Genomic DNA, 22,240 nt, shown 5'->3' with positions numbered 1-22,240 from the left:
CGGAGATCAAGGCCTATTGGCTACATTGCCTCGCGGAGATCCCCCCACCCACCCCACCCCTATGCGCCCTTGCCAGCCGCAGCGGGCGGCGCTTAGTCAGGGACATGGCAGACAGGATGTGGCGGGCCCGGGACCATCATCTCGCGATCATCGGCGCGGGCTTTTCGGGAACCCTGCAGGCGATCAACCTGCTGCGCCACGACGGTCCGCGGGCCACGCTGATCGAGCGTCGGCCGGCAGCCGGGCGTGGCATCGCCTATTCGACGGCGCATCCCGACCATCTGCTGAACGTGCGCGCCGCCAATATGAGCGCGTTGCGCGACGATCCCGATCATTTCATTCGCTGGCTGGCGGCGAACCGGCCGGACCTCGGCGGCTTCGTGCCGCGGATGGTCTATGGCGACTATCTCGCCGACCTGCTCGACGAGACGATGGCGCGGAGTGGCGGCCGGCTGGCGCTTGTCGAGGGCGCGGCGGAGGATGTCGTGCTGGACGACAATGGCGCCACGATCATCCTGCACGACGGCCGGCGGCTGCGCGCCGACGGCGTGATCCTCGCACCCGGCAACCTGCCGCCGCATCAGCCGCCCGCACTGGCCGGCGCCACTATCGATGACGATCGCTATGTGGCCGATCCCTGGGCCACGGATGTCGCCGAGGGCCTCGGCGACGACGATGCGGTTTTGATCGTCGGGACCGGCCTGACGATGATCGATGTCGCGCTGGCGCTCGAGGCCCGCGGTTTCCGCGGCAGGATCGTCGCGATGTCGCGTCGCGGACTGCTTCCCCAGGCGCATGCCGACGGGGTCATGGCCGCGCCGCTATCCGAGCGGCCGTCGCTCCGGCCGTCCAGGCTGCTGCGATCCGTGCGACGGCGGGCGGCGGACAACGGCTGGCGGGCGGCGGTCGATGCGCTGAGGCCGTTCACCCAGGATATGTGGCTGGCGGCCGAGCCCGCCGCCCGGCGGCGCTTTCTGCGTCATCTGAGGGCATGGTGGGATGTTCACCGCCATCGGCTTGCGCCGCCGGTAGCGGCGCGCATCGCCGGCTTGCGTGAGCACGGACAGCTCGACATCCTGGCGGGGCAGCTGGTCGGCGCTACGCCTTCGCGGGGCGCGGTCGATGTCGAGTGGCGTCCGCGCGGGACCGACGAACTGCGAACGCTGCGCGTTCGCCGGATCGTCAATTGTACAGGTCCGCAAGGCGACCTCGTTCGCACGAGCGAAGCGCTGCTGCGCCGGTTGCTGGAGCGAGGGCTGATCCGGCCCGATGCCGAGCATCTCGGTATCGACGTCAACCCGCAGTGCGAGGCGCTCGCCGCCGACGGCCGGGCCGATCGCCGCCTGATGGTAGTCGGCCCGATGACCCGCGGAACCTTCTGGGAGATCGTGGCGGTTCCCGATATCCGCGCCCAGACATGGTCGGTAGCCCGGCGGTTGTCACACGCCCATTGGGTGGAGGGCGAGGGTCTTTGATCGGACGGCCGGCCGGCCAGGCGCGCGATGCGGTCCGCAGCAACGCGCTGTGCGGCGCGCATGCGGTGCGAAGCTGCCGGATGGGGCGGCCGATGGTCGATCGTGGACGAGCGGATGCGCGCGTGGGGTTCACGGACTGCGTGTCGCCTCGAATAATATGATAGGCTAGTTGACTAATCCTGCCGTCCAAGCTGTGAGAAGGGCAGCAGCGAACGCGCGTGGAGAAAAATTGCGTGGGCAGGAGCCGGATTGCCGTTCCCGAGGTGGCTACCGGACGTGCGGTGGCGGTGACGATCGAAGGGCAGCGTGTTGTGGTCTGCCGCTCGGCGGCGGGTCTCCACGTCCTACGCGATGGTTGCCCGCATCAGAACCTGACGATGGATGGCGGCCGGGTGCGCGGCAACAGCATCATCTGTCCACATCATGGTGCACGCTTCAGCCTGGAGGACGGCCATTCGATGTCGCCGATTACGCCCAAGCCGCTTACGGTGCTGACGTGCCGGGAGCAGGCCGGCGATCTCGAAGTCGATCTTTAGATTATCGACGAGAGCCCGATTTACGTTTGGGGTGGAGCGCAGTGTTGGCAATGGTTGACCGGCTTGCGCGGCATCCGCAAGCTGGCAAAATGGTAAGCATGCGATTTGATTTGCGAGCGGGGAAGGGAAACGCAGCGATCTTGGGGTTGATGAGCTGATGGCTGGAGTATGGTTTGACGAGCTGACGGTCGGGCAGGTGTTTCACCACCCGATCCGCCGGACGGTGACCGAGACCGACAACGTCCTGTTCACGGCGATGACGCACAATCCGGCGCTCCTTCACCTCGACGAGGAATATATGAAGGGCACGCCTTTCGGGCAGCGCCTGGTCAACTCGGCGTTCACGCTCGGGCTGATGGTCGGGATTTCGGTCGGCGATACGACGCTGGGCACCGCGGTTGCGAACCTGGGCTGGGACGAGGTGCGCTTCCCGACGCCGCTGTTCCATGGCGATACCATCCATGTCGTGACCGAGGTGATCGAACTGCGCGAATCCAGGTCGCGCCCCGACCAGGGAATCGTCACCTTTCTCCACAAGGCGTTCAACCAGAAGGACGAACTCGTCGCGTCGTGCAAACGCTCGGGCCTGCAGCTCAAGAAGCCGAAGGACGTCGCATGACCCTGCCGCTTCGCTCCTTTCTGTTCATTCCGGGCGACAGCGAGAAGAAGCTGGGCAAGGTCGATGGCGTCGCGGCCGATGCGTTCATCTTCGATCTCGAGGACGCGGTGGCGGTTGCCCGCAAGCCGGTCGCGCGCGAGATGGTGCCAGCCTTCATCGCCGATCGGCCGAAGGCGAGGCGCACGTCGCAGCTCTGGGTGCGGGTCAATCCGCTCGATACCCCCTGGACCCTCGATGATCTCGCCGCGATCGTCCCGGCCGCGCCCGATGGCATCATGCTGCCCAAGGTCGATGGTCCGGAGGACGTGGCGAAGGTCAGCCATTATCTCGACGCTCTCGAGACTGCGTCGGGCGTGGAAAGAGGATCCATACAGATCCTGCCGGTCGCGACCGAGACGGCGATCTCGCCTTTCCGGCTCGGCGATTACGCCGGAGCCGGGCTGGAGCGACTCTACGGCCTCACCTGGGGGGCCGAGGATCTGTCCTCCGCGATAGGCGCGAGCGGCAATACCGACGCCAGCGGCGGCTGGGCGCTGACCTATCGGATGGTGCGGTCGCTCTGCCTGCTCGGCGCGCATGCGGCGAAAGTGGAGGCAGTCGATACACTGTTCGTCGACTACCGCGATAATGACGGCCTGATTGCCAGCTCGCGCGCCGCGCGTGCGGAGGGATTTTCAGGACGGATCGCAATCCACCCGGCGCAGGTCGATGGCATCAATCACGCCTTCTCGCCATCCTCCGAGGAGGTCGATTTCGCACGCCGGGTGGTCGATCTGTTCGCGGCCAACCCGGACTCGGGGACGCTCGGCCTCGACGGCAAGATGCTCGACATCCCCCATCTCAAGCAGGCGCAGAAGACGCTCGCCATATACGAGGCGCGCCGTCGCTGAGATCCGCAAGGGCAGCGACACTGCCCGGGGCATTTTTTCGGGCGAGCATGAGCATCAGGCTCGGCTGATCATCGGTTCGGCTTGTGTGGAGGATGCACATGTTCTTCAGCCCCAGCGCGCTTGGCCGGTCGCGCGCGAGGACCAGGAACATCATTCACCGAAGCCTGTATCAGGCTCCGCCACGGCTATGCGTTTCGCCCAATTGCCTCCCTCGGGCGCTACTTCTTCGGCGATCTCCTTGAGGTTGCGCTTCACCTGAAGCAGGGCGCGCTCGACCGTTTCAACCTCGATCGGCGTCAGGCCCTTCAGGACCCGGCGGTTGATCTTGGATGCGACCGTTACCATCAGCCGAATTACGTCATAACCCTTTTCGGTGATGAAGACGCGCTTGGCCCGGCGATCTTCGGCATCGGCACGGCGTTCGACGTGGCCGCTTGCCTCAAGCCGGTCGACCAGTCCGCCGACTGTGACCTTTCCGACTTCGAGCAGGCGGGCGATGTCGACCTGCATCATCCCGTTATTGCCGCCGCGGGACAATGTGCTCAACATCGACCACTGGGCGCGGGTGATCCCATAGGGGCGCATGACGTCATCCATCACCGAACGGCGGATGCGCGATACGTCATGCACGAGATACCCGAAGCGGAACTGCTTGGCGGACGGTCGCTTGTTGCCGTCAGCATCGGTCTCGTGCGGCTTTGCCTTCGGTTTTCGGGACGCCTTGGCGAGCGGCGTAGTCGCTGTCATCCAGATACCCCCCTGAAAACGCGAAGCTGTATTCGATCATAGCCCTGCGGACAATGCTCCATGCGACGATAGCTAGGCAGATCATACGCCTGCGTTCTATGTAGTTGATCAYAAATTTAAGATGATCTCCCCACCAAAGGTACGCGGGGTTCGTGCTCAGCCCGGATGCGGAGCTGACCAGAACGGCGGTTACGGGAGGCAGCGCCGCTGCTTATCTGCAAAGCGGCAAGGCCGATGCGATCTCGTTCGGCCGCCCTTTTGCCACCAACCCCAATCTCATCACCCCGACCTACGCCGGGACGGCGGACTGATCACCAGCTGGTGTTCAGTGCCGACCCATGTCTCGCCGCCCTTGGTCGAGCGACTGCGCCTTACAGCCCGTTCTCCGAAGGCTGCTTGCGATCTGCCGCCTTCTGGCGGCTCTCGCGCACAGTGCCGACATCCTTGCGAGGCTTGCCGCCCTTGGTGCGCATTGCGCTCGCCTGGGCACCGGCGAGGACTGGCCCGCATGCTGCCGACTTGGCGTCGCCGATGTCGATGAAGGCAAGCACCGAGGCAAGCGGGGTGCCGACGATCCCCAATGCCAACCCGGCCCCGCCGCGTGCCAGTAGCTGCGGGCTCAGGATGTTGATGCCCGGCCGAGCGAAATAGCCCTTGATGCCGACCGGCGACTGGCCGGAGAACAGGCTGAACTTCTTGCCGTCGGCTCGGAAGGCGAGGTCCAGCGATTCGTCCTTGAAGCTGAACCCGCCTTTGGCCGTCATCACATTCTTGTCGGTATCGATCAGGATCGGATCGGCGGCAGCGACGCCATCACGGACCGTGAAGCCGATCAGGCCGCAATTGATTTCCACCGGCTTCTTCAGTTTGTCCTGCATGAGTTTTTGCAGGAACACGCCCAGGTCGAACTCCGACAGTTGGATATATTGCGTCCAGAAGGTCCCCTTGGGCAGAATGATCGCGATCCGGCCGTTCGACGTGGCGAGCGAATCGTGCAGCGTATCGCCGGTGCCCTTCATCTGGATTCGGGCCTTGACCGTGCCCGTCGTGCCGGCCTGATTGACCCCGAAACCGGCGAACAGCCTTCCCATCGGTGTGGGCGACAGGCGAATGTCGTAATCGGTCACCACCGCGGGAACCCGTGCGTCGATGCTGATATCGGAAGCAAGGTGGCCCCCAGCGACATCCAGCGTCAGCGGCGACAGCGTCATCAGGCTGTGATCGAGACCGAAGGTGAGATCCACGTTCGATACCGGGAATTTCGGAGTCCGGAAATCCCTCACCTTGTAGCGTATCCGCGCGTCATAGGTCTTGATCGACTCGATGCGCAGCGGCGCGTCGGGCAGGATGCGGGGCGTGCCGCCGGTCTGCGCGACCGCGGCCTGCGCGCCCTGCGCCGCCAGCGCCTGGGGTGCGTAGCCGATGAACGGGCCGACATCGATGATGTCGACGAGGTTCGAGTTCAGCGCAGCGTCGATGAACAGCCGCTCCCTGGGGAAGCTTATCGTCATCCGCCCGTGCAGGTCGCTCACGCCATAGCGTCCGTTGATGCGCGTGAAGCGCCACTCGCCGCCAGCTTTCGTCAGCTTGGAAGTGAACCAGTAAGAGCGCGTATCCGGCGCGGCGACGCCGAGAAAATCGAACAGCTGGCGGACGTTTGGACCACGCACCTTGAGGTCGAGATCGGACCCCTCGATCTGCGTAGCAGCCGGCAGCATGCCGTCGAGGTCGAGATAGGTGCGGCCCGACTTCGCGTGCATCTCGAAATTGGTGCGGCCGAACCGCACGGTGGAGTTCGGTGACAGCAGCGCGCCATACATGGTGAAGGGCTTGTCGCGCAGCGTGCCCGTGCCGGTGAAGGGTACCCGGCCCTCGATGCGACGACCGCCCGCGGCGATGTCGCCCACGTCGATGTCGGTACGCAGGAACAGCTGCGGATCGATGTACCGTATTTGGGTATCGGTCACGTCGGCTCGACCGATCACCGGCCACTGGAAGGGCGCGCCCTTCGCATCGGGATCGCCGAAGGTCCATGTGTTGCGCCGCTGCTTGTCCCACTCGGCGTCCACTTTGCCGCCATCGAGTACCAGCCACTCGGCCTGGCGCTTGCCGAACAGAGTCGGGATGGTGTCGATCCGCGCTGCGATATGTTTCGCTTCGAAGACGTTGGGGAGGCTGGCCCAGCGCGGATTGGAGACGGTGAGGCCGTCGGCCACGAAGCGTGCGTCGATGATGTCGAAGTAGAACTGGAAGTCGCCGGCGACCTTGACCTGCCGCTCGGTCATCCGGCTCGCGATCGACTCGAAGGTCGGCTTGAGGAAGCGGCCCTTCGTGACGAACAGGATGAACCAGGCCAGGACGATCAGGCCGACGATCGTCGCCACGACGCCGAACCCGATCGCGAGCGTGAGATTCGCCGGATCGTGCCGGCGTTTCGCTGCCGGCACTGGAGGCCCCGAGCCGTTTGCGGGAACCTCGATCGGGGGATGGGGTTCGACGACCATGACCTGTTGAAACAACTTACCGGCGGCACAGGTTCCGCGGGTGTTGCAATGCGTGGCCGAGGCCCTTATAGGCCCGCGCTTCCGCGATTTGATGGACCGCCCGGCTGTATGGGCTGCCGTGGCTGTCTGCAACCGTCGCATAGCAGGAGACGAAAATGCCCAAACTCAAGACCAAGAGCGGCGTCAAGAAGCGCTTCAAGCTCACGGCCACCGGCAAGGTGAAGCATGGCGTCGCCGGCAAGCGCCACCGGCTGATCAGCCACAACGCAAAATATATCCGCCAGAATCGCGGCACCACTGTTCTCGCCGAGGCCGATACGGCCCGTGTGAAGCTGTGGGCGCCGTACGGCCTGAACTGAGGAGGGCCGGTAAATGGCACGCGTCAAACGCGGTACGACCACCCACGCCAAGCACAAGCGCGTACTTGAGCAGGCGAAGGGCTATTATGGCCGCCGCAAGAACACCATCCGTATCGCCAAGCAGGCGGTCGAGAAGGCCGGGCAATATGCGTATCGCGACCGCAAGGTTAAGAAGCGCTCGTTCCGCGCCTTGTGGATCCAGCGCATCAATGCCGCGGTCCGCGCCGAAGGCCTGACCTACGGCGTGTTCATGCACGGCCTGAAGCTGGCCGGCGTCGAACTCGACCGGAAGGTCCTGGCCGACATCGCGATGCACGAGGGCGAGACCTTCTCGCTCATCATCGCGCAAGCCAAGGCTGCCCTGCCCGAAGGCGCCCGCATCGCGGCCTGAGCCTTCGGAAACAAGATCAGGGAGGGCGCGGTGGCCAAGGTCACCGCGCCCTTTTTGTTTTGGGCATGGTGAGATGACAAAGGCCTCTCTCCTTCAGGGGAGGGGCTTGCTATGGGCCGACGCTGCCCGCTACGGGCGGGCGCATGAATGACAAGGGTGGGTTAGTGGCAGACGATCAGGAAGCGCTTTCGGAGATCGCATCGGCGGCGTCACTCGCCGACCTCGAGGCAATCCGGGTGCGGATGCTCGGCAAGTCGGGCAACATCACCGCTCTGCTGAAGACGCTGGGCGGGATGACGCCCGAACAGCGCCAGGCCGAGGGCCCCAGGATCCACGCGCTGCGCGAGGCCGTCACCGCCGCGATTGCCGATCGCAAGGCGGCGCTGGAAGCGGCGGTGCTCGATGCGCGGCTGGCGACCGAGACGCTGGACATGAGCCTGCCGGTCTCACCGGGCGCGCCGGGATCGGTGCACCCGGTCGCGCAGGTGATGGACGAACTCGCCGAGATCTTCGCCGACCTGGGTTTCGCGGTCGCCACCGGTCCCGAGATCGAGGACGACTGGCATAACTTCACCGCGCTTAACATCCCGGAGACCCATCCGGCACGGGCGATGCACGACACCTTTTATTTCCCCGATCAGGCCGACGGGAAGAAGATGCTGCTGCGCACCCACACCTCGCCGGTTCAGATCCGCACGATGATGAGCCAGAAGCCCCCGATTCGCATCATTGCGCCCGGCCGCACCTATCGTTCCGATTCGGATGCCACCCACACGCCGATGTTTCACCAGGTCGAGGGACTCGTCATCGATCGCGGCATCCATATGGGCCATCTCAAATGGACGCTCGAGACCTTCGTGAAGGCCTTCTTCGAGCGCGAGGACATCGTGCTGCGGCTGCGCCCCAGCTTCTTCCCGTTCACCGAACCGTCGGCCGAAGTCGATGTCGGCTTCACCTGGGAGAAGGGCCGGCGCGTAATTGGCGGCGATCCGGCCGCCGGCAATGGCGGCTGGATGGAGATATTGGGATCGGGGATGGTGCATCCGCGGGTCATCGCCAGCTGCGGGCTCGATCCCGACGAGTGGCAGGGCTTCGCCTTCGGATGCGGCATAGATCGGTTGGCCATGCTCAAATATGGCATGGACGATCTGCGCGCCTTCTTCGACGGCGACCTGCGCTGGTTGCGCCATTACGGCTTCGCAGCACTCGACGTACCCACGCTGAGCGGGGGAGTGGGCGCATGAAGTTCACCCTGTCCTGGCTCAAGGAGCATCTTGAAACCGAAGCGAGCCTGGCGGCGATCCTCGAGGGTCTGACCAAGGTCGGCCTGGAGGTCGAGGGCGTCGAGGATCCGACCGAGAAGCTTGGCGCGTTCCGTATCGCGCGGGTCCTGAGCGCTGCGCCGCATCCGCAGGCCGACAAGCTCCAGGTCCTGTCTGTCGATGCAGGCGAGGGCGAGCCTCTGCAGATCGTCTGCGGTGCGCCCAATGCGCGCGCCGGGCTGGTCGGCGTGCTGGGTCGGCCGGGCGACTATGTGCCCGGGCTGGACGTCACGTTGAAGGTTGCAGCCATTCGCGGAGTCGAATCGCGTGGCATGATGTGCTCGATGCGCGAACTCGAGCTGGGCGAGTCGCATGATGGCATCATCGAGCTTCCCGCGGATGCGCCGCTCGGCGCGGTCTATGTCGACTGGGCAGGCTTTGCCGATCCGGTGATCGACGTCGCGGTCACACCGAACCGGCAGGATTGCATGGGCGTGCGGGGCATCGCCCGCGATCTCGCGGCGGCGGGGCTCGGTACGCTGAAGTCGCTCAACGTGCCGACCATATCAGGCCAGGGCGAGTGTCCGATCGAGATTCGCACCGACGACGCGGAGGGCTGCCCCGCCTTCTTTGGCCGGGCGGTGAAGGGCGTGGTCAACGGCGACAGCCCCGAATGGATGCGCAAGCGGCTGGTCGCGGTGGGACAGCGGCCCATTTCAGCGCTGGTCGACATCACCAATTACGTGATGCTCGATCATGGCCGGCCTTTGCACGTCTATGATCTCGCCAAGCTCGACGGCCCGCTGGTGGCCCGCAAGGCGAAGCCGGGCGAGGAAGTGCTTGCGCTCAACGGCAAGAGCTACGTGCTCGACGAGACGATGACGGTGATCGCCGATTCCCAAGGCGCCGAGGATATCGGCGGCATCATGGGCGGCGAGCGGTCGGGCGTGACTGCCGCCACCACCGACGTGCTGATCGAATGTGCCTATTTCGTCCCGGAGTCGATCGCACGAACGGGCCAGAAGCTGGGCCTCACCTCGGATGCGCGCAGCCGCTTCGAGCGCGGCGTCGATCCGCAGTTCCTCGGCGCTGGCCTTGCCATCGCGACCAGGCTGATCCTGGACATCTGCGGCGGCGCCCCTACGGCGGTGGTGGAGGCAGGCAAGCCGCCTTCGGGCACCAAGGCGCTGCGCTACGATCCGGCGCTCACCGGCAAGCTCGCCGGCCTGTCCGTGGAAGCCGATCGACAGCGGGCGATCCTCACCTCGCTCGGCTTTGGCATCGACGCGGTGTGGACCGTCTCCGTGCCGAGCTGGCGCCGTGACATCGATGGGCCGGCTGACCTTGTCGAAGAAGTCGTCCGCATCATCGGCATCGACAATATCCCGTCGACGCCCTTGCCCCGTGGCGATGGCGTCGCGCGCCCCACCGCCACCCAGGCGCAGATGATCGAACGCCGCGCCCGCCGTGCCGCCGCGGCGCGGGGCCTGAACGAGGCCGTGACGTGGAGCTTCATCAGCGAGGCCGAGGCCGCGCCGTTCGGCGGCGGCGGCTGGACGCTGGCCAATCCGATCAGCGAGGATCTCAAGGTCATGCGGGCGTCGCTGCTGCCGGGGCTGATCGCCGCGGCACGGCGCAACGCCGATCGCGGCGCCGACAGCATTCGCCTGTTCGAAATAGGCCGCCGTTATCTCGCCGACCGTGAAAGCGTCACCCTGGGCCTGCTATTGTCGGGCGATCGCGTGCCGCGCGACTGGCGAACCGGCCGCGCGCAGGCATTCGATGCTTATGACGCCAAGGCCGAGGCGGTCGCACTGCTGGCCGCTGCGGGGGCGCCGGTCGACCGGCTCCAGCTGTTCGAGACGGTGTCGGCCGGAGTCTATCATCCCGGTCGCTCGGGAACGCTGCGGCTGGGGCCCAAGACCGTCCTGGCCGAGTTCGGCGAACTCCACCCGGCAATCGCGCGCGCCTTCGACATGGAAGGGGCGGCGGTTGCGGCGGAGATCTTCCTCGACGCGATCCCGACGAAGCGCGCATCGGCCGATCACATGCGCGAGGCTTATGCACCACCGGCGTTGCAGGCCGTGCGCCGCGATTTCGCCTTTCTGATCGCCGCCGACAGACCGGGCGACGAACTGCTCCGGGCGGTGCGCGGCGCCGACAAGGCGACAATCGCCGATGCCCGGCTGTTCGACATCTTCATGGGCGCGGGCGTGGCCGACGGCGAGAAGTCGGTTGCGATCGAGGTCGTGCTGCAGCCTTCGGAAAAAAGCTTCACAGATGCGGAATTGCAGGCGATTTCCGAGAAGATCGTCGCCGCCGCGACGAAGCTGGGCGCGCGGCTGAGGGGCTGAGCTGCTTCCCGAGCGGCAGAGGCGGCTACATTGCCGCCTTGGCCGCCTTCGCGCGGGTCGAATAGCTGTGCCAGGCAAACAGCGTGGCAGCGCCTCTGTGAGGGCTCCAGGGTTGGGACAGACGGCGCGTCTCGCCTTCGGTGGGCCGCTCGGGGAGGCTGAGCAGGTTGCCGACCTCGATGCGGACGACGAGGTCGCCCGCCGGCCACATGTCGCCGCGCCCTTCGGCGAAGAGCAGGTAGATTTCCGCCGACCAGCGGCCGATGCCCTTGATCGCGGTCATCGTCGCGATGGCTTCCTCGTCATCGGCGGGGAGGGCGTCGAAATCGATATGACCGCTGGCGACATGCTCGGCGAGGCTTTTCGCATAGCTGACCTTCTGGCGCGACAGTCCGCATTGCCGCAGCAGGTCGTCCGGCGCCACCGCCACCGCTTCGGGTGCGAGCCCCGCACCGACCAGCTTCTCGAGCTTCGCCCAGATCGAGTTCGCCGCGGCAACGCTTACCTGCTGGCCGACGATGGTGCGCAGCAGCGTCTGATATCCGCGTGCGCGAATCCGCGGCTCGGGATAGCCGATCGCCTCGATCCGGGTGGCAAAGGCATGTTCGACCTTGGCCAAAGCATCCAGGCTGCGCCGTAATTGCTCCGCGGATAGACTCATTTCATCTCCTGCACTTGATTTCATGGCGGACGCACGACATAGCCGCGCCAAATCCGCATCCATTTGCCGGGGAGTGCTAATGCCCAAGTTGGTTGTCGTCACGCGTGAGGGCGATGAATCGGTCTTCGAAGTCGAGGCTGGCCTGTCCGTGATGGAAGTCATCCGTGACAATGGTGTCGACGAGCTGCTGGCGCTGTGCGGCGGCTGCTGCTCCTGCGCGACCTGCCATGTCTTCGTCGATCCAGCGTTCAGCGGGCTTCTGCCAGAGATGAGCGACGACGAGAATGACCTGCTCGACAGCAGCGATCATCGCGACGAGCGCTCGCGGCTGTCGTGCCAGCTCGCGATGACCGACGAGCTGGACGGCATGATCGTCACGATCGCGCCGGAAGACTGAGCCGGGGCTCAGCCTTCGGTTTTTTGATAGGCCCTCAGACGCCGGGCGCAGGGCATCCGCCCTGCTTGGCTTCCTCGCTAGCGCTCGGACGCGCTGTTCGCGCTTGTCTCTTCGAACCACTTGCTTTCGACGCTGAACTTTGGTGTCGGAGGCCGTAGGCCTTCGCAAGGCCGAACGGCCGCCCGAGCTTATTGCGAGGAAGCCAAGGTCAGCGGATGCTGACCGCCCGGCGTTTGAGGGCCAAACAAACAACCAGCGGAGCGCTAGCTGCGCGTGGTGATCGCGTAGAGCGCGATAGCGGCGGCGTTCGAGATGTTCAGGCTCTCGACGCGCGGGCTGATCGGGAGTTTCGCCAGCTCGTCGCAATGCGCTTCGGTGTTCTGGCGCATGCCCTCGCCTTCGGCGCCCAGCACGATCGCGATTCGCGCCTCGCCCATCACTTCGGCCAGCGTGCCCTTGGCATGGCCGGTAAGGCCGATCCGCCAGAAGCCGGCTTCACCGACCTCGTCGAGGGCGCGAGCCAGGTTCACGACCCGCACCCAGGGCACGAGTTCGAGCGCGCCCGAGGCCGAGCGCGCCAGCGCACCCGATTCTGGTGGAGCGTTGCGGTCCTGGGTGATGATGCCGACAGCATCGAACGCCGCGGCCGATCGCAGGACCGCGCCGACATTATGGGGATCGGTGACCTGGTCGAGAATTACGAGCGGCCGCCTGTTGCCTTGCGCGGCATCGAGCAGGTCGCCGAGCCAGATGTCGGGCAGGGGGTCGACCTCGATCACCAGCCCTTGATGCGGTGCATCATGAGGCACCAGGCGGCCGAGATCGGCGACGTCGGCATAGGTCACCGGTATCACCGGCGGCAGGTCGAGCGCGGATAGCGCCTCGCGCGTGCCCCACATGCGGCGGACGGTGCGCGCGGGATTTGCCAGCGCGGCAATGACGGCGTGGCGGCCCCAGAAACGGGGGCGGCCCTGTACGGACTGGGATGGACGATGGCCTCTGCGCATACACCCGCCTTAGCGATCCGGCGCCCGGCTAGGCAAGCATCGCGAGCACTGATCTTTTTCGGGTGGGTTGGCGTTGACAGGCCGGTTCCGATTGGCCATTGAGCCGCCTCGCTTTTGGCGCCTCGGAGGGGTGGCCGAGTGGTTAAAGGCAGCAGACTGTAAATCTGCCCGTGCAAGCGTACACTGGTTCGAATCCAGTCCCCTCCACCATCCGGCCCTTCGGTCGATCGACCCTGATACCTTCTTCCGGTCGCTCCCGGCTTCGGACGCAGGCATCGCCATCTGGCGTGATCTACCCGTTCTTTGTGATACGGACGCCACAACAGCGTTTGCAGCGATGAACGAGCCGCGCCGGATTGAGCGTTGCTGGCCGCCTTGCCCATCGATGGAAACCCCAGGCGCATAGAAATGACATAAGCTGCTCCCCCCTCGTCCCTGGTCTTTACGTGCCCAGGGTCCGGGAAGTTGCGCTGCGAGTCCCTGCCCCAGTTCGTGCGGTCAGTCGAGGTGCGCCACGGGCCGCCGCCGGGGCCGCGGGAGCGTCCATCCCGGTAACGGCGCAGTCGTCCGTCTGGTGTGATGCGATATTTTGCCTGCTCGGTCGGTCCGCAGCCTTCATCGCTGAGTCGAGGTCCAGCATCGCCCTCTTGCTGCCCAAGTATAAAAACAAGACGCTATGGATAAGCAATTGAAGGTTTATTACATAAAACGTTACCAATAGATCGATATCGTAAAGTGGATGGTTTCGTATAAAAGGGTTAATATGAAGTTTTCTTGAGTAAAGTTCTTCGTTGTTTTTATTTACGCAGTAAATAAGTCCGTTGTTAATTGTCGTTATATGCGCCGCAGCATGCGGAAATTGCGTTTATACTGCAGCGCAATATCGATTTATATAGACTTTCGCCGAGAGAGCATTACGCCGGTCACAAGAGTTGGGAGAAGATGCATGAACGCCGTTTCGCGGCCCGCACAGGGGCCTCATCCCCTTTGGAGCACCCGGCGCAGTCATGTGGTGAAGTTCAGCGACTTCAACGTCCTCGGGATCGCTTTTGCCTTCGTCAGCTCGGCCGGTCTTTGGTACGCGATCATCGAGGTCGCGACAGCATAACGCGCGTCCGGTGGCGTGGGATCGTCGATCCCAGTGCGCGTTCCGGCCGGCATGCTTGCCGGCCCGGTCGAACTTATTTGAGCGAAAGGATATAATCGGCAATTGCCGCTGCCGAGGCGGGGTTCTTGAGGCCGCCAAATGGCATGCGGGTGCCGGGCACGGTCTTTTGCGGCTCCTGTATGAACGCGATCAGGTTGATTCGCGTCCATTTGACCTTCGAGTTCTTCATCGCCGGCGAAAAGGCGAAGCCGGGCACCTCGCCTGCTTTGGTGTTGCCGATACCGTACAGGTTCGGGCCGATCGAATTGGGCGCGCCCTTCTCAACCTTGTGGCAAGCCGAACAGATCCCGAAAGCTGCTGGCTTGGGCAGCGGTGCCGCGAGCGCCGGCGCGGCGACCGAAAACGTGACGATCGAGCAGAGAACAAGGCGGTGCTGCATCAGCGATCCTTTCAGGCCGGCCAAGCTTTGGCCCGGGCGACGAAGAATTCGTCTATTGCGGTGGAGGTTCTGTCGCAAGGCTGAACAGCGGCCATTACTGCGGGACGAAGCCACGCTGAACTATGATTGATTTAACGAGGCTTTTATCGTTACATAGGAAATGTGACGGGGCTTAACGGGGTAAGTCTGTCGATGGCAGAGCCGATTGTGCCGGAAAAGCACCTGCCGGATCGGCTATCACGTCAAGGGGGGATGGCTTAGTGATAAGATCCGAGTTGGTTCAGCTGCTATCGCAGGACAATCCCGATCTTTCGCCGAAAGAAGTTGAAAAAATCGTTTCAACTCTCTTCGACGCGATTAGCAAGAGACTGGCGGAAGGCGGACGCGTCGAACTGCGCGGCTTCGGAGCCTTTTCTACGCGCAGCCGTGAAGCGAGGGTGGGGCGCAATCCCCGTACTGGCGATACGGTGCCGGTTTCGGCCAAGCGCGTTCCTTATTTCAAGCCGGGCAAGGAAATGCGGCTCCGCCTCAACGTCTGAGGCGAGGCCCGATTCGGCCGACACCGATTCGTGCTTGGCGGTCCGTGCGGCGGTAGCTATTCACCCGCATGCGACGCTGCGGGCGTGGCGAAATTGGTAGACGCAACGGACTTGAACCATCGATCGAGTGCTCGCCGGGAAACCGGCGATGCAGAACTGCTCAAATTCGGGGAAGCCTGATTCCTGGTGATCCCGAGCCAAGCCGCCGGAGTATTTCCTCCGGCGGAAGGTGTAGAGACTAGACGGGCAGCGCCTACGTCCACGCAAAGCGGATAGGGCGAAGGGATAGTCCAGACCACGAACGGGTCTCGCGGCCCGGCGGCGAAAGCCGAAGTGGTATGAAAATCCGTAAGGTCGCGAGACCTGTGGGGGTTCGAGTCCCCCCGCCCGCACCAGCTTTCGTCCGATCGGCCCCCTGGACTCGGGCTCGCCCGGATCATCAATCGCCTGTTAAGCATTGGAGCCTATGTCGGGGCGAGGGTTGCGTGGATGCGTCGCGGCAATTGTTAGCTTCTGCAAAGTCCCCGATTGTGTGGGTTTTTTCTGTTTCAAGCGCCGCGTTTTTGGGGCAATTGTGCAGCGGAACCGCAATTGATCGACAGGAGCCGTGTTCCGACATGCGTCGGGCGACCCGGCGGGAGTCGGTCTGATGCGGAGGGCGATGGGGTTGTAATGCGTAAACGGGGGACGATCGGGGCGGCGCTGCTGGCCGTGACAGGTGCAATGCTGCTCCCGTCGCCGGCTCTCGCCATGGTGGGACCGCCGGCACCCGGCGCGCCCCCGCTCAAGCCCTATCGCATCAATCCGGGCGACGAGATCGAGATATATGTGTGGGGCGACGAGCGGCTCCAGCGCGTCTTGAAGGTGCTGCCCGACGGCAGCGTGTCTTTTCCGCTGGTCGGCCGTATCGATGCGCTCAACAAGCTTCCTACGGACCTCGAAGGCGTGATCGTCGCAGGACTGTCCGATCAATATCGAAACTCGGTGCCGCGCGTGACGGTGTCGGTGAAGAATCCCAGTGGCCTGAGCTTCTCGGTAGCCGGCAAGGTGCGGACGCCGGGCGCCTTCACCCCGGGTCATTATGTCAACGTGCTCGAGGCGATCAGCGTCGCCGGCGGACCGACCGAGTTCGCCGATCTCAGCAAGGTCAAGATATATCGCAAGAATGGCGGTCAGATCCAGGTGATCGAGGTTCGATTGGACAGCGCGATGAAGGGTTCGCCTTCGAGCGCGGATCTCCAGGGGGCGATCGTGGAACTGCAAAGCGGCGATACGGTGGTGGTGCCATGAACGCGGGTTCCAGGCTGTCCGCCGGTTCGTGCGCTGCCGCGTTCGTGGCGCTGGCCATGGGCGCTCCGGCCTGCGCCGGTCCTGCGAAGCTGTCGGTCGATACGACTGTCCGGCTCGGTTATGACATCAATCCCTTCCTGTCGCCGGGCAGCGACCTGGCGAGCGGCTATGTCGAGGCTACCGTCGCGCCGAAGCTCACGAAGCGGACCGAAAAGGGCGTGGTCGAGCTCTCCGGTCACTATGAGCGCACGGAATATCTGCGCCGTTACGGAAATTCGAATCAATATGGTGGCGAGCTGGCGGTCCAGCAGCGCGTTACGCCGAAGCTGAGCATATATGGCGCGCTGCGCTATGACAGCGAGGTGATCGGCCAGAGCGACGACATAGTGACGGGCGCCCCGATCGACGATACCGATGTCAACCTGATCGGCCTGCGGCGGCGCGCCGACACCTATAGCGTCAGCGGCGGCTGGGAATATCAGGTCGGCCCCAAGGACACGCTTTCCGCCAACGGCGGCGCCACGGCGACTCGCTATGGCAGCGGCCCAGCCGGCGGTGATTCCGACAATATCGGCGGGAGCGTCGCCTGGCAGCATGCGATCAGCTCGCGATCGAAGATCGGCCTCAGCGGCTCGGTCTACCGCATCGATTATGACACGCCGGGCCTGAGCACGATGGTCATGCAGCCGTCGGTCACCTTCTCGACCGAACTCAGTCCCACCTGGCATTTCGATGCCTCGCTGGGCATGTCGTTCAGCGATCTCACGCTCCCAAAAGCCCGCGACGAGAGCAGCAAGGGGCTCTCCGGCACGGTGAACCTCTGCCACAAGGGCGTGAAGGATAATTTCTGCCTCTATGCCGACCGCTCGGTGAGTGGATCGGGCGCCGGCAGCACGGTGGAACGCACGCAGCTCGGCATCAGCTATAACCGCCGGCTGACCGAGAAACTCGGCTTCTCCGCGAACGGTAGTTACGCGCGCAGCAAGTCGCAGGCAGGGACTATCCCGACCCGCGAATATGTCAGCATACGCAGCGGCTTCGACTGGCAGATGACGCCACGGCTCAAGCTGGGCAGCGAGGGCCGCTACCGCGACGTGTTTGGCGGCCGCCAGATCAGGGCGGACTATGGCGGCGATCTCTACGCCATCCTGACGCTGCCGCGGTCGCAATGACCGAGCATGTCGATCCGTCGGCCGATGGCGATTTGGCCGATGGCCTGCTCCGTTATCTGCCGCGGATATTGTACCAGCGGCGCTGGTTCGTCCTGATTCCGTTCGGGGTGAGTGCGCTGACCGGGCTCGGCCTCGCTTACGGCCTGCCCGCGCATTACCAGTCCTCCGCCACGGTCGTGGTCGAGTCGAAGGAACTGCCGGAGCAGATCGCGGCCGCGTCGGTGAACGACCTGATCGACCAGCGCATCGCCAAGATCCAGCAGCAGATATTAAGCCGTCCGGGCCTGATCGAGCTGATCCAGAACAATGATCTCTATACGTCCGAGCGGCGCAAGAAGTCGCTGTCGTCGATCATCGATATGATGCGCAAGGCCACGGCGATCACGCCTGTCACCGCCGATATCGACAAGCTTGCGGCCCGCCGCGGCGATTCGAGCACGATCGCCTTTTCCGTGTCCTTCACCTATTCGGATCCGGCCAAGGCGCAGGCGGTGACGCAGCAGTTCACAGAGAAGCTGCTGAAGCTCGACAGCTCGCAACTGTCGGCGCAGGCCGATGCGACCGTCGGTTTCCTGCGCGACCAGGCCGCCCAGATCCAGGGACAGATCGCCGAACTCGAAGGCAAGCTCGCCGACATCAAGAGCCGCAACGGGCTCGCCCTGTCACGGATCGGCGGTTTCCTGCCCTCGACGTCCAACTATGATGTGCAGATCGCCCAGCTGCAGCGCGAGAATACAGAGCTGCAGGGCAAGCTGAACAGCAACAGCACCAATGCCGATGATCGCGTCATCCAGGCCGAGGCTGGGCTCGCATCGGCCAAGGCGCTCTATTCGGACAATCATCCCGACGTGATCGCCGCCCAGCAGAAGCTGACGGAGGCCCGCGCTGCGGCGAAGGCCAATGGCAGCCCGCGCAACAATCCCGCGATCAGCGCGCAGATCGCCGCGAACAATCGCACCATCGCTACGCTGTCGGGTGCCAAGTCGGTCGATATGTCGCGCGCCAATGCCACCGTGGCCGCGCAGAGCGGGGCTCCCCTGATCGAGGAGAGCATTCGCCAGTTGGAAGCGAAGGCGGATGGCCTGCGCGCGAATTACGACCGAATCTCGGGCAACCTGCTCGCCGCCGAAGCCGCGCAGAAGATGGATGCCGAGCAGCGCGGCGAGCGGCTGGTGCTGGTCGACCCGCCGACGATGCCGGACGAGCCCAATTCGCCCAACCGGGGGTTGCTGATCGTCGGCGGCCTTGCCGTGGGGGCCGCGCTCGGCCTCGGCCTGGCGCTGCTGATCGAATTGATCCGCCGCCCGATCCGGGGCGGCGCCGCGCTTCAGTCGATACTCGGTGTCGGTCCGCTGGTGGTGATCCCTACGCTCAAGCCGAAGCGACGCGGATCGGCCAAGCGCAAGAAAACGCGCCTGTTCAGCCGACGCAGGGCGATCCGCGCATGAGCTTCGATCCGCCCCAACGCGTCGAACCGGGCGCTTCCGTGCCCGGCGCCGCCGATCGCGCCACCGGCTTCGAGACGCTGCGCGAGACCGGCATCTACGGCTTCGACAGCAAGGATATCCGATCGCGACCCTTCACCCTGCTGCGCGCGCAGGTGCTTCGAATCGCACGCGCTCGCGGCTGGAAGATCATCGGTGTGACGTCGCCGACGCCCAAGGTCGGAAAGAGCTTCGTCGCGTCGAACCTCGCAGCCGCCCTGGCGCGGACGCCGGAGCTCCACACCTACCTGTTCGATTTCGACCTGCGGCGCTCGACGATCGCGCGCAACTTCAAGCTGAGCGGAGAGGTTGGGCTGTCGCATTTCCTCGATGGCACCATCACCGACCTCCGCGAAGTGGCGAAGACCATCGCCAACGAGCAACTGACTATCTTTCCGAGCTTCCCGAACGCCGCGGCATCGGACGAGCTGGTCTCCTCGGCGCGGATGGATTCGCTGATCGCGGCGATGCGCCAGCTGCCGGAGAATACCCTGTGCCTGTGCGACTTGCCGCCGGTGTTCGCCAATGACGACGCGGTCGTGATCAGCCAGAAGATCGACGCTTATCTGATGATCGTCGAGGACGGTGTCACCACCCGGAAGGAAGTGCGCGACAGCTTCCGCCTGTTGTCTCCGGCACCCTGCATAGGCACCGTGCTCAACCGCTATGACGCCGGGCTGATCGGCGGCGACTATGGCTACGGCTATGGCCAGAACAAGCGCTACGGCGGATATTACGACGATTGACCGCAGGCACGGTGCGGGCAAAGCTGCCTCCTGAGCGAGGGGGGCGGTGATGAAGGGCTTTTACAAGGGGTTGGCCGCGGCTTTGCTTGCAACGGCGGGCGTCACGATCGCCGCTGTTCCCGACGGCGTTGCGTTCCTTCCGCCGGGTTTTCTCAGCCTCATCGACGTGGTGCCGCCGGCGCCCATCGCGCAGGAGTCCCGAGGGGTCGCCGACCAGGAAATATTCAAGCTGACGCGGGCGCTGAAGGGCAGTGCGCGCTGGGACATGGCGATCGCGGATGCCGCGGTCGATACCGCATCGATGATGCGCGGCTTTGCCTGTGCGGTACGGGTCGTGATGACTCCGCAAACTGCGCCCAGAACTGCGGCGCTGCTGGAGAAGGCATCGCGCGACGCGGCGCGCGAGGCGAACGAGCTGAAAGGCTATTACAAGAAGAAGCCTCCCTTCCTGCTCGATTCGGGAGAGACCTGTGCGTCTCCGCCCCAAGGCGTGGAATATGGCTATCCGTCGGATTATGCGACCCGCGGCTGGACCTGGGGATTGGTCCTCGGCGAGGCGGTCGATGACCGCGCGGCACCGATCATGGCGCGCGCGCGGGCCTATGGGGAGAGCAGGATCGTCTGCGGGATGGCGAGCATGAGCGCGGTCGAGGCTGGCCATATGGTCGCAAGCGCAACGCTGGCGGTGGTCCGCACCGAACCCGGCTATACCACCGCAATGGTCGCGGCCCGGGCCGAGCTGGCGGCGCTTCGCAAGACCGGTACGGCTCCCTCGGCGCAGAGTTGCTCGGCCGAAGAGATGTTGGTGAGCCAGCCGATTTTCCGCTGACGTCCAGGCTCTTGCGGGCACAAAAAAGGCCGTGCGCGAGCGCACGGCCTTCTTGCTGCTCAGGTAGCGGCTGTCAGACAGCCGCTACCAGCGCGATTACATCGCGTTCGAAGCGTTGTCCGCCGGAGCAACCGCATTCGAATCAGCCATCGCAGCGTTGGTGTCGACCACCGCGTCGGCCGTGTTGTCGACGACGGTCGTGTTGTTCTCGACGGTCGTTTCGGTCTTCTTGCACGAAGCCAGCGACAGCGAGGCGGCGGCGATAAGCGAAAGGGCAACGATCTTCTTCATGATCGAATTCTCCGGAAGTGAATTAAAAAAAGAGAGTGGCTCGAACGATCCAATCACGTTCAGGCTTGTTTCCCCCCGAAACAGGCTCGGACTTCTTACAGTTTTGCGCAGTGCGATGCAATGTCTCTTGTTCCGGTAGTTAATTCGGCTGTCCCGAAGGCCCGGAAGTGGCCGGATCACTTGGTTTCGCTGCCGGTTCGGATTGAGTTGCAGGGCCGGCCGGATCGGCCGGGGCAGCCGCGCCGGGATCAGGGATTCCGGCGTCTGCGTCCGCTGCAGAGCCGGCCTCGGCGCCGATGGGATTCGCCTCGGCATCGGCTGCGGCCGCTGCCTCGGCGGCTGCATCGTCGCCTTCCTGGTTGAGGATCTCGGCCCGCCGACGCTGCAGATAGGCCGACCGCGCTGCGGCATAAGGGTCGAGGCTGGATTCAAGGAAGTTGTCCGCGCCCGTCTCGATCAGCCCGTCGCGCACGCTGATGATCTGGGTTGCGGTCATCGCCAGCGGAACGCCATGCGGCAGGCCACACTCGCTCAGGCAGACGCGATAGGGGTCGGTGAACTGCGCTATGCCGGTCCCGACGCCGTCGCGCAGCGTCGAGGGGCCGAGCAGCGGAAGCATTAGGTAGGGACCGCCATTGGCACCCCAGATGGCGAGCGTCTGGCCGAAATCCTCCGGTGCGGGCTTGATGCCGGCGCGCGATGCCTGATCGAAGAGGCCGCCGATTCCGGCCGTGCTGTTGACGAGGAAGCGGCCGAGATTGCGCACCGCCCGGTCAACCTTGCCCTGCAGGACATTGTTGATGAACGAGAAGGGCTCCCCCACATTGGCGAAGAAGTTGCGCACGCCGTCGCGCGCAGGCTTCGGAGCGACAGCACGGTAGACCTGGGTCACCGGCTTGACGATGATCTTGTCGGCGCCGCGGTTGACCGCCCAGACGCCGCGGTTGAACCCCTCCAGCGGGTCCTTCTCGGCGAGCCGGTCGGTCCCCGTCGTGGCGCAGGCCGAAAGCGTCAGGCCAACGGCAACAGCGCCGATCATCCTCACCGAAGCTCGCATTGTAGAGATCCCCTTTTCGGGCGGATCGTTCCGCCGCCGGTCATACATTTGAAACATGGCGGCGTTCCGCCCGGTGAACGGCA

At 64.5% G+C, this 22,240-nt stretch carries 24 protein-coding genes and 1 tRNA gene; 18 read left to right on the top strand and 7 right to left on the bottom strand.

All coding sequences use genetic code 11. The features are described 5' to 3' along the window. Positions 1 to 104 precede the first annotated feature (104 nt). The 4 genes from AC1DPF_RS06505 (at position 105) to AC1DPF_RS06490 (ending at position 3,520) form a co-directional block, all read left to right on the top strand. Positions 105 to 1,475 (top strand): FAD/NAD(P)-binding protein, encoded by a 1,371-nt coding sequence (locus AC1DPF_RS06505; protein WP_477960305.1) that lies wholly within the window; start codon positions 105 to 107, stop codon positions 1,473 to 1,475. 263 nt (positions 1,476 to 1,738) lie between these two features. Then, the gene (locus AC1DPF_RS06500; protein WP_477868484.1) at positions 1,739 to 2,011 is read left to right on the top strand and encodes a Rieske (2Fe-2S) protein; all 273 of its coding nucleotides are present in this window, start codon (positions 1,739 to 1,741) and stop codon (positions 2,009 to 2,011) included. A gap of 157 nt (positions 2,012 to 2,168) precedes the next feature. Further along, entirely contained in the window at positions 2,169 to 2,630 is a 462-nt protein-coding gene (locus tag AC1DPF_RS06495; RefSeq protein ID WP_477868486.1) for a MaoC family dehydratase, read from the top strand. Further along, the gene (locus tag AC1DPF_RS06490) at positions 2,627 to 3,520 is read left to right on the top strand and encodes an HpcH/HpaI aldolase/citrate lyase family protein (RefSeq protein WP_477960303.1); all 894 of its coding nucleotides are present in this window, start codon (positions 2,627 to 2,629) and stop codon (positions 3,518 to 3,520) included. Before AC1DPF_RS06495 ends, AC1DPF_RS06490 begins: the two co-directional genes overlap by 4 nt. A gap of 150 nt (positions 3,521 to 3,670) precedes the next feature. On the opposite strand, the gene AC1DPF_RS06485 is transcribed toward AC1DPF_RS06490, so the two are convergent. Further along, positions 3,671 to 4,267 carry a MarR family winged helix-turn-helix transcriptional regulator gene (locus AC1DPF_RS06485; RefSeq protein WP_477868490.1) on the bottom strand — a complete coding sequence of 199 codons (597 nt, stop codon included), beginning with the start codon at positions 4,265 to 4,267 and terminating at the stop codon, positions 3,671 to 3,673. Positions 4,268 to 4,419: 152 nt separating this feature from the next. Here AC1DPF_RS06485 and AC1DPF_RS06480 point away from each other — a divergent pair, with 152 nt between their 5' ends. Continuing rightward, positions 4,420 to 4,578 (top strand): hypothetical protein, encoded by a 159-nt coding sequence (locus AC1DPF_RS06480; protein WP_477960301.1) that lies wholly within the window; start codon positions 4,420 to 4,422, stop codon positions 4,576 to 4,578. A gap of 60 nt (positions 4,579 to 4,638) precedes the next feature. On the opposite strand, the gene AC1DPF_RS06475 is transcribed toward AC1DPF_RS06480, so the two are convergent. Then, entirely contained in the window at positions 4,639 to 6,771 is a 2,133-nt protein-coding gene (locus tag AC1DPF_RS06475; RefSeq protein ID WP_477960400.1) for an AsmA family protein, read from the bottom strand. Between the two features lie 155 nt (positions 6,772 to 6,926). On the opposite strand from AC1DPF_RS06475, the gene rpmI reads away from it, so the two are divergent. The 4 genes from rpmI (at position 6,927) to pheT (ending at position 11,137) form a co-directional block, all read left to right on the top strand. After that, positions 6,927 to 7,130: a 50S ribosomal protein L35 gene (gene rpmI, locus AC1DPF_RS06470; protein WP_477868493.1), complete on the top strand. Its 204-nt coding sequence runs from the start codon at positions 6,927 to 6,929 to the stop codon at positions 7,128 to 7,130. 13 nt (positions 7,131 to 7,143) lie between these two features. After that, entirely contained in the window at positions 7,144 to 7,521 is a 378-nt protein-coding gene (gene rplT, locus AC1DPF_RS06465; protein ID WP_477960299.1) for a 50S ribosomal protein L20, read from the top strand. Between the two features lie 143 nt (positions 7,522 to 7,664). Next, on the top strand, positions 7,665 to 8,765 hold the full coding sequence (gene pheS, locus AC1DPF_RS06460) for a phenylalanine--tRNA ligase subunit alpha (protein WP_477960297.1): 1,101 nt from the start codon (positions 7,665 to 7,667) through the stop codon (positions 8,763 to 8,765). Beyond that, positions 8,762 to 11,137 (top strand): phenylalanine--tRNA ligase subunit beta, encoded by a 2,376-nt coding sequence (gene pheT / locus AC1DPF_RS06455; protein WP_477960294.1) that lies wholly within the window; start codon positions 8,762 to 8,764, stop codon positions 11,135 to 11,137. The genes pheS and pheT overlap by 4 nt, the downstream gene beginning before the upstream one ends. 25 nt (positions 11,138 to 11,162) lie before the next feature. Here pheT and AC1DPF_RS06450 read toward each other — a convergent pair whose 3' ends face one another. Next, the gene (locus AC1DPF_RS06450) at positions 11,163 to 11,798 is read right to left on the bottom strand and encodes a DNA-3-methyladenine glycosylase family protein (RefSeq protein WP_477960292.1); all 636 of its coding nucleotides are present in this window, start codon (positions 11,796 to 11,798) and stop codon (positions 11,163 to 11,165) included. 79 nt (positions 11,799 to 11,877) lie between these two features. On the opposite strand from AC1DPF_RS06450, the gene AC1DPF_RS06445 reads away from it, so the two are divergent. Beyond that, complete coding sequence (locus AC1DPF_RS06445; RefSeq protein WP_477868503.1) at positions 11,878 to 12,195, top strand: 2Fe-2S iron-sulfur cluster-binding protein; 318 nt, start codon at positions 11,878 to 11,880, stop codon at positions 12,193 to 12,195. 263 nt (positions 12,196 to 12,458) lie between these two features. Here the strand turns inward: AC1DPF_RS06445 and rlmB are convergent, their stop codons facing one another. After that, a complete protein-coding gene (rlmB, locus tag AC1DPF_RS06440; protein WP_477868505.1) occupies positions 12,459 to 13,202 on the bottom strand; it encodes a 23S rRNA (guanosine(2251)-2'-O)-methyltransferase RlmB in 744 nt (247 codons plus the stop codon). A 124-nt stretch (positions 13,203 to 13,326) separates the two neighbouring features. Between rlmB and AC1DPF_RS06435 the strand changes: the two genes are divergently transcribed. Next, positions 13,327 to 13,412 (top strand) — tRNA-Tyr (locus AC1DPF_RS06435). A gap of 736 nt (positions 13,413 to 14,148) precedes the next feature. After that, positions 14,149 to 14,310, top strand: coding sequence for a hypothetical protein (locus AC1DPF_RS06430; protein ID WP_477868507.1), 162 nt, complete (start codon positions 14,149 to 14,151; stop codon positions 14,308 to 14,310). A 73-nt stretch (positions 14,311 to 14,383) separates the two neighbouring features. Here the strand turns inward: AC1DPF_RS06430 and AC1DPF_RS06425 are convergent, their stop codons facing one another. After that, positions 14,384 to 14,749, bottom strand: a complete 366-nt coding sequence (locus AC1DPF_RS06425; RefSeq protein WP_477868509.1) for a c-type cytochrome — start codon at positions 14,747 to 14,749, stop codon at positions 14,384 to 14,386. Positions 14,750 to 15,009: 260 nt separating this feature from the next. Here AC1DPF_RS06425 and AC1DPF_RS06420 point away from each other — a divergent pair, with 260 nt between their 5' ends. The 6 genes from AC1DPF_RS06420 (at position 15,010) to AC1DPF_RS06395 (ending at position 20,809) form a co-directional block, all read left to right on the top strand. After that, complete coding sequence (locus tag AC1DPF_RS06420; protein WP_477868511.1) at positions 15,010 to 15,288, top strand: integration host factor subunit beta; 279 nt, start codon at positions 15,010 to 15,012, stop codon at positions 15,286 to 15,288. 672 nt (positions 15,289 to 15,960) lie between these two features. Further along, complete coding sequence (locus tag AC1DPF_RS06415) at positions 15,961 to 16,578, top strand: polysaccharide biosynthesis/export family protein (RefSeq protein WP_477868513.1); 618 nt, start codon at positions 15,961 to 15,963, stop codon at positions 16,576 to 16,578. Next, a complete protein-coding gene (locus tag AC1DPF_RS06410; RefSeq protein ID WP_477960289.1) occupies positions 16,575 to 17,750 on the top strand; it encodes a hypothetical protein in 1,176 nt (391 codons plus the stop codon). The genes AC1DPF_RS06415 and AC1DPF_RS06410 overlap by 4 nt, the downstream gene beginning before the upstream one ends. After that, the gene (locus AC1DPF_RS06405; protein ID WP_477960287.1) at positions 17,747 to 19,198 is read left to right on the top strand and encodes a GumC family protein; all 1,452 of its coding nucleotides are present in this window, start codon (positions 17,747 to 17,749) and stop codon (positions 19,196 to 19,198) included. The genes AC1DPF_RS06410 and AC1DPF_RS06405 overlap by 4 nt, the downstream gene beginning before the upstream one ends. Beyond that, positions 19,195 to 19,980 (top strand): CpsD/CapB family tyrosine-protein kinase, encoded by a 786-nt coding sequence (locus AC1DPF_RS06400; RefSeq protein WP_477868518.1) that lies wholly within the window; start codon positions 19,195 to 19,197, stop codon positions 19,978 to 19,980. The genes AC1DPF_RS06405 and AC1DPF_RS06400 overlap by 4 nt, the downstream gene beginning before the upstream one ends. Positions 19,981 to 20,029: 49 nt before the next feature. Further along, positions 20,030 to 20,809: a phosphatase PAP2 family protein gene (locus tag AC1DPF_RS06395; RefSeq protein ID WP_477960285.1), complete on the top strand. Its 780-nt coding sequence runs from the start codon at positions 20,030 to 20,032 to the stop codon at positions 20,807 to 20,809. A gap of 96 nt (positions 20,810 to 20,905) precedes the next feature. Here AC1DPF_RS06395 and AC1DPF_RS06390 read toward each other — a convergent pair whose 3' ends face one another. Together AC1DPF_RS06390 and AC1DPF_RS06385 are read right to left on the bottom strand one after the other, a co-directional pair. After that, positions 20,906 to 21,100: a hypothetical protein gene (locus AC1DPF_RS06390; protein ID WP_340316887.1), complete on the bottom strand. Its 195-nt coding sequence runs from the start codon at positions 21,098 to 21,100 to the stop codon at positions 20,906 to 20,908. 139 nt (positions 21,101 to 21,239) lie between these two features. After that, positions 21,240 to 22,157, bottom strand: a complete 918-nt coding sequence (locus AC1DPF_RS06385) for an MlaA family lipoprotein (RefSeq protein ID WP_477960283.1) — start codon at positions 22,155 to 22,157, stop codon at positions 21,240 to 21,242. Positions 22,158 to 22,240 lie beyond the last annotated feature (83 nt).

This window comes from Rhizorhabdus sp. P4_G6, assembly GCF_056401045.1.
The sequence above is the reverse complement of the archived record's forward strand: the minus strand, read 5'-3'. Positions and strand labels throughout refer to the sequence as shown.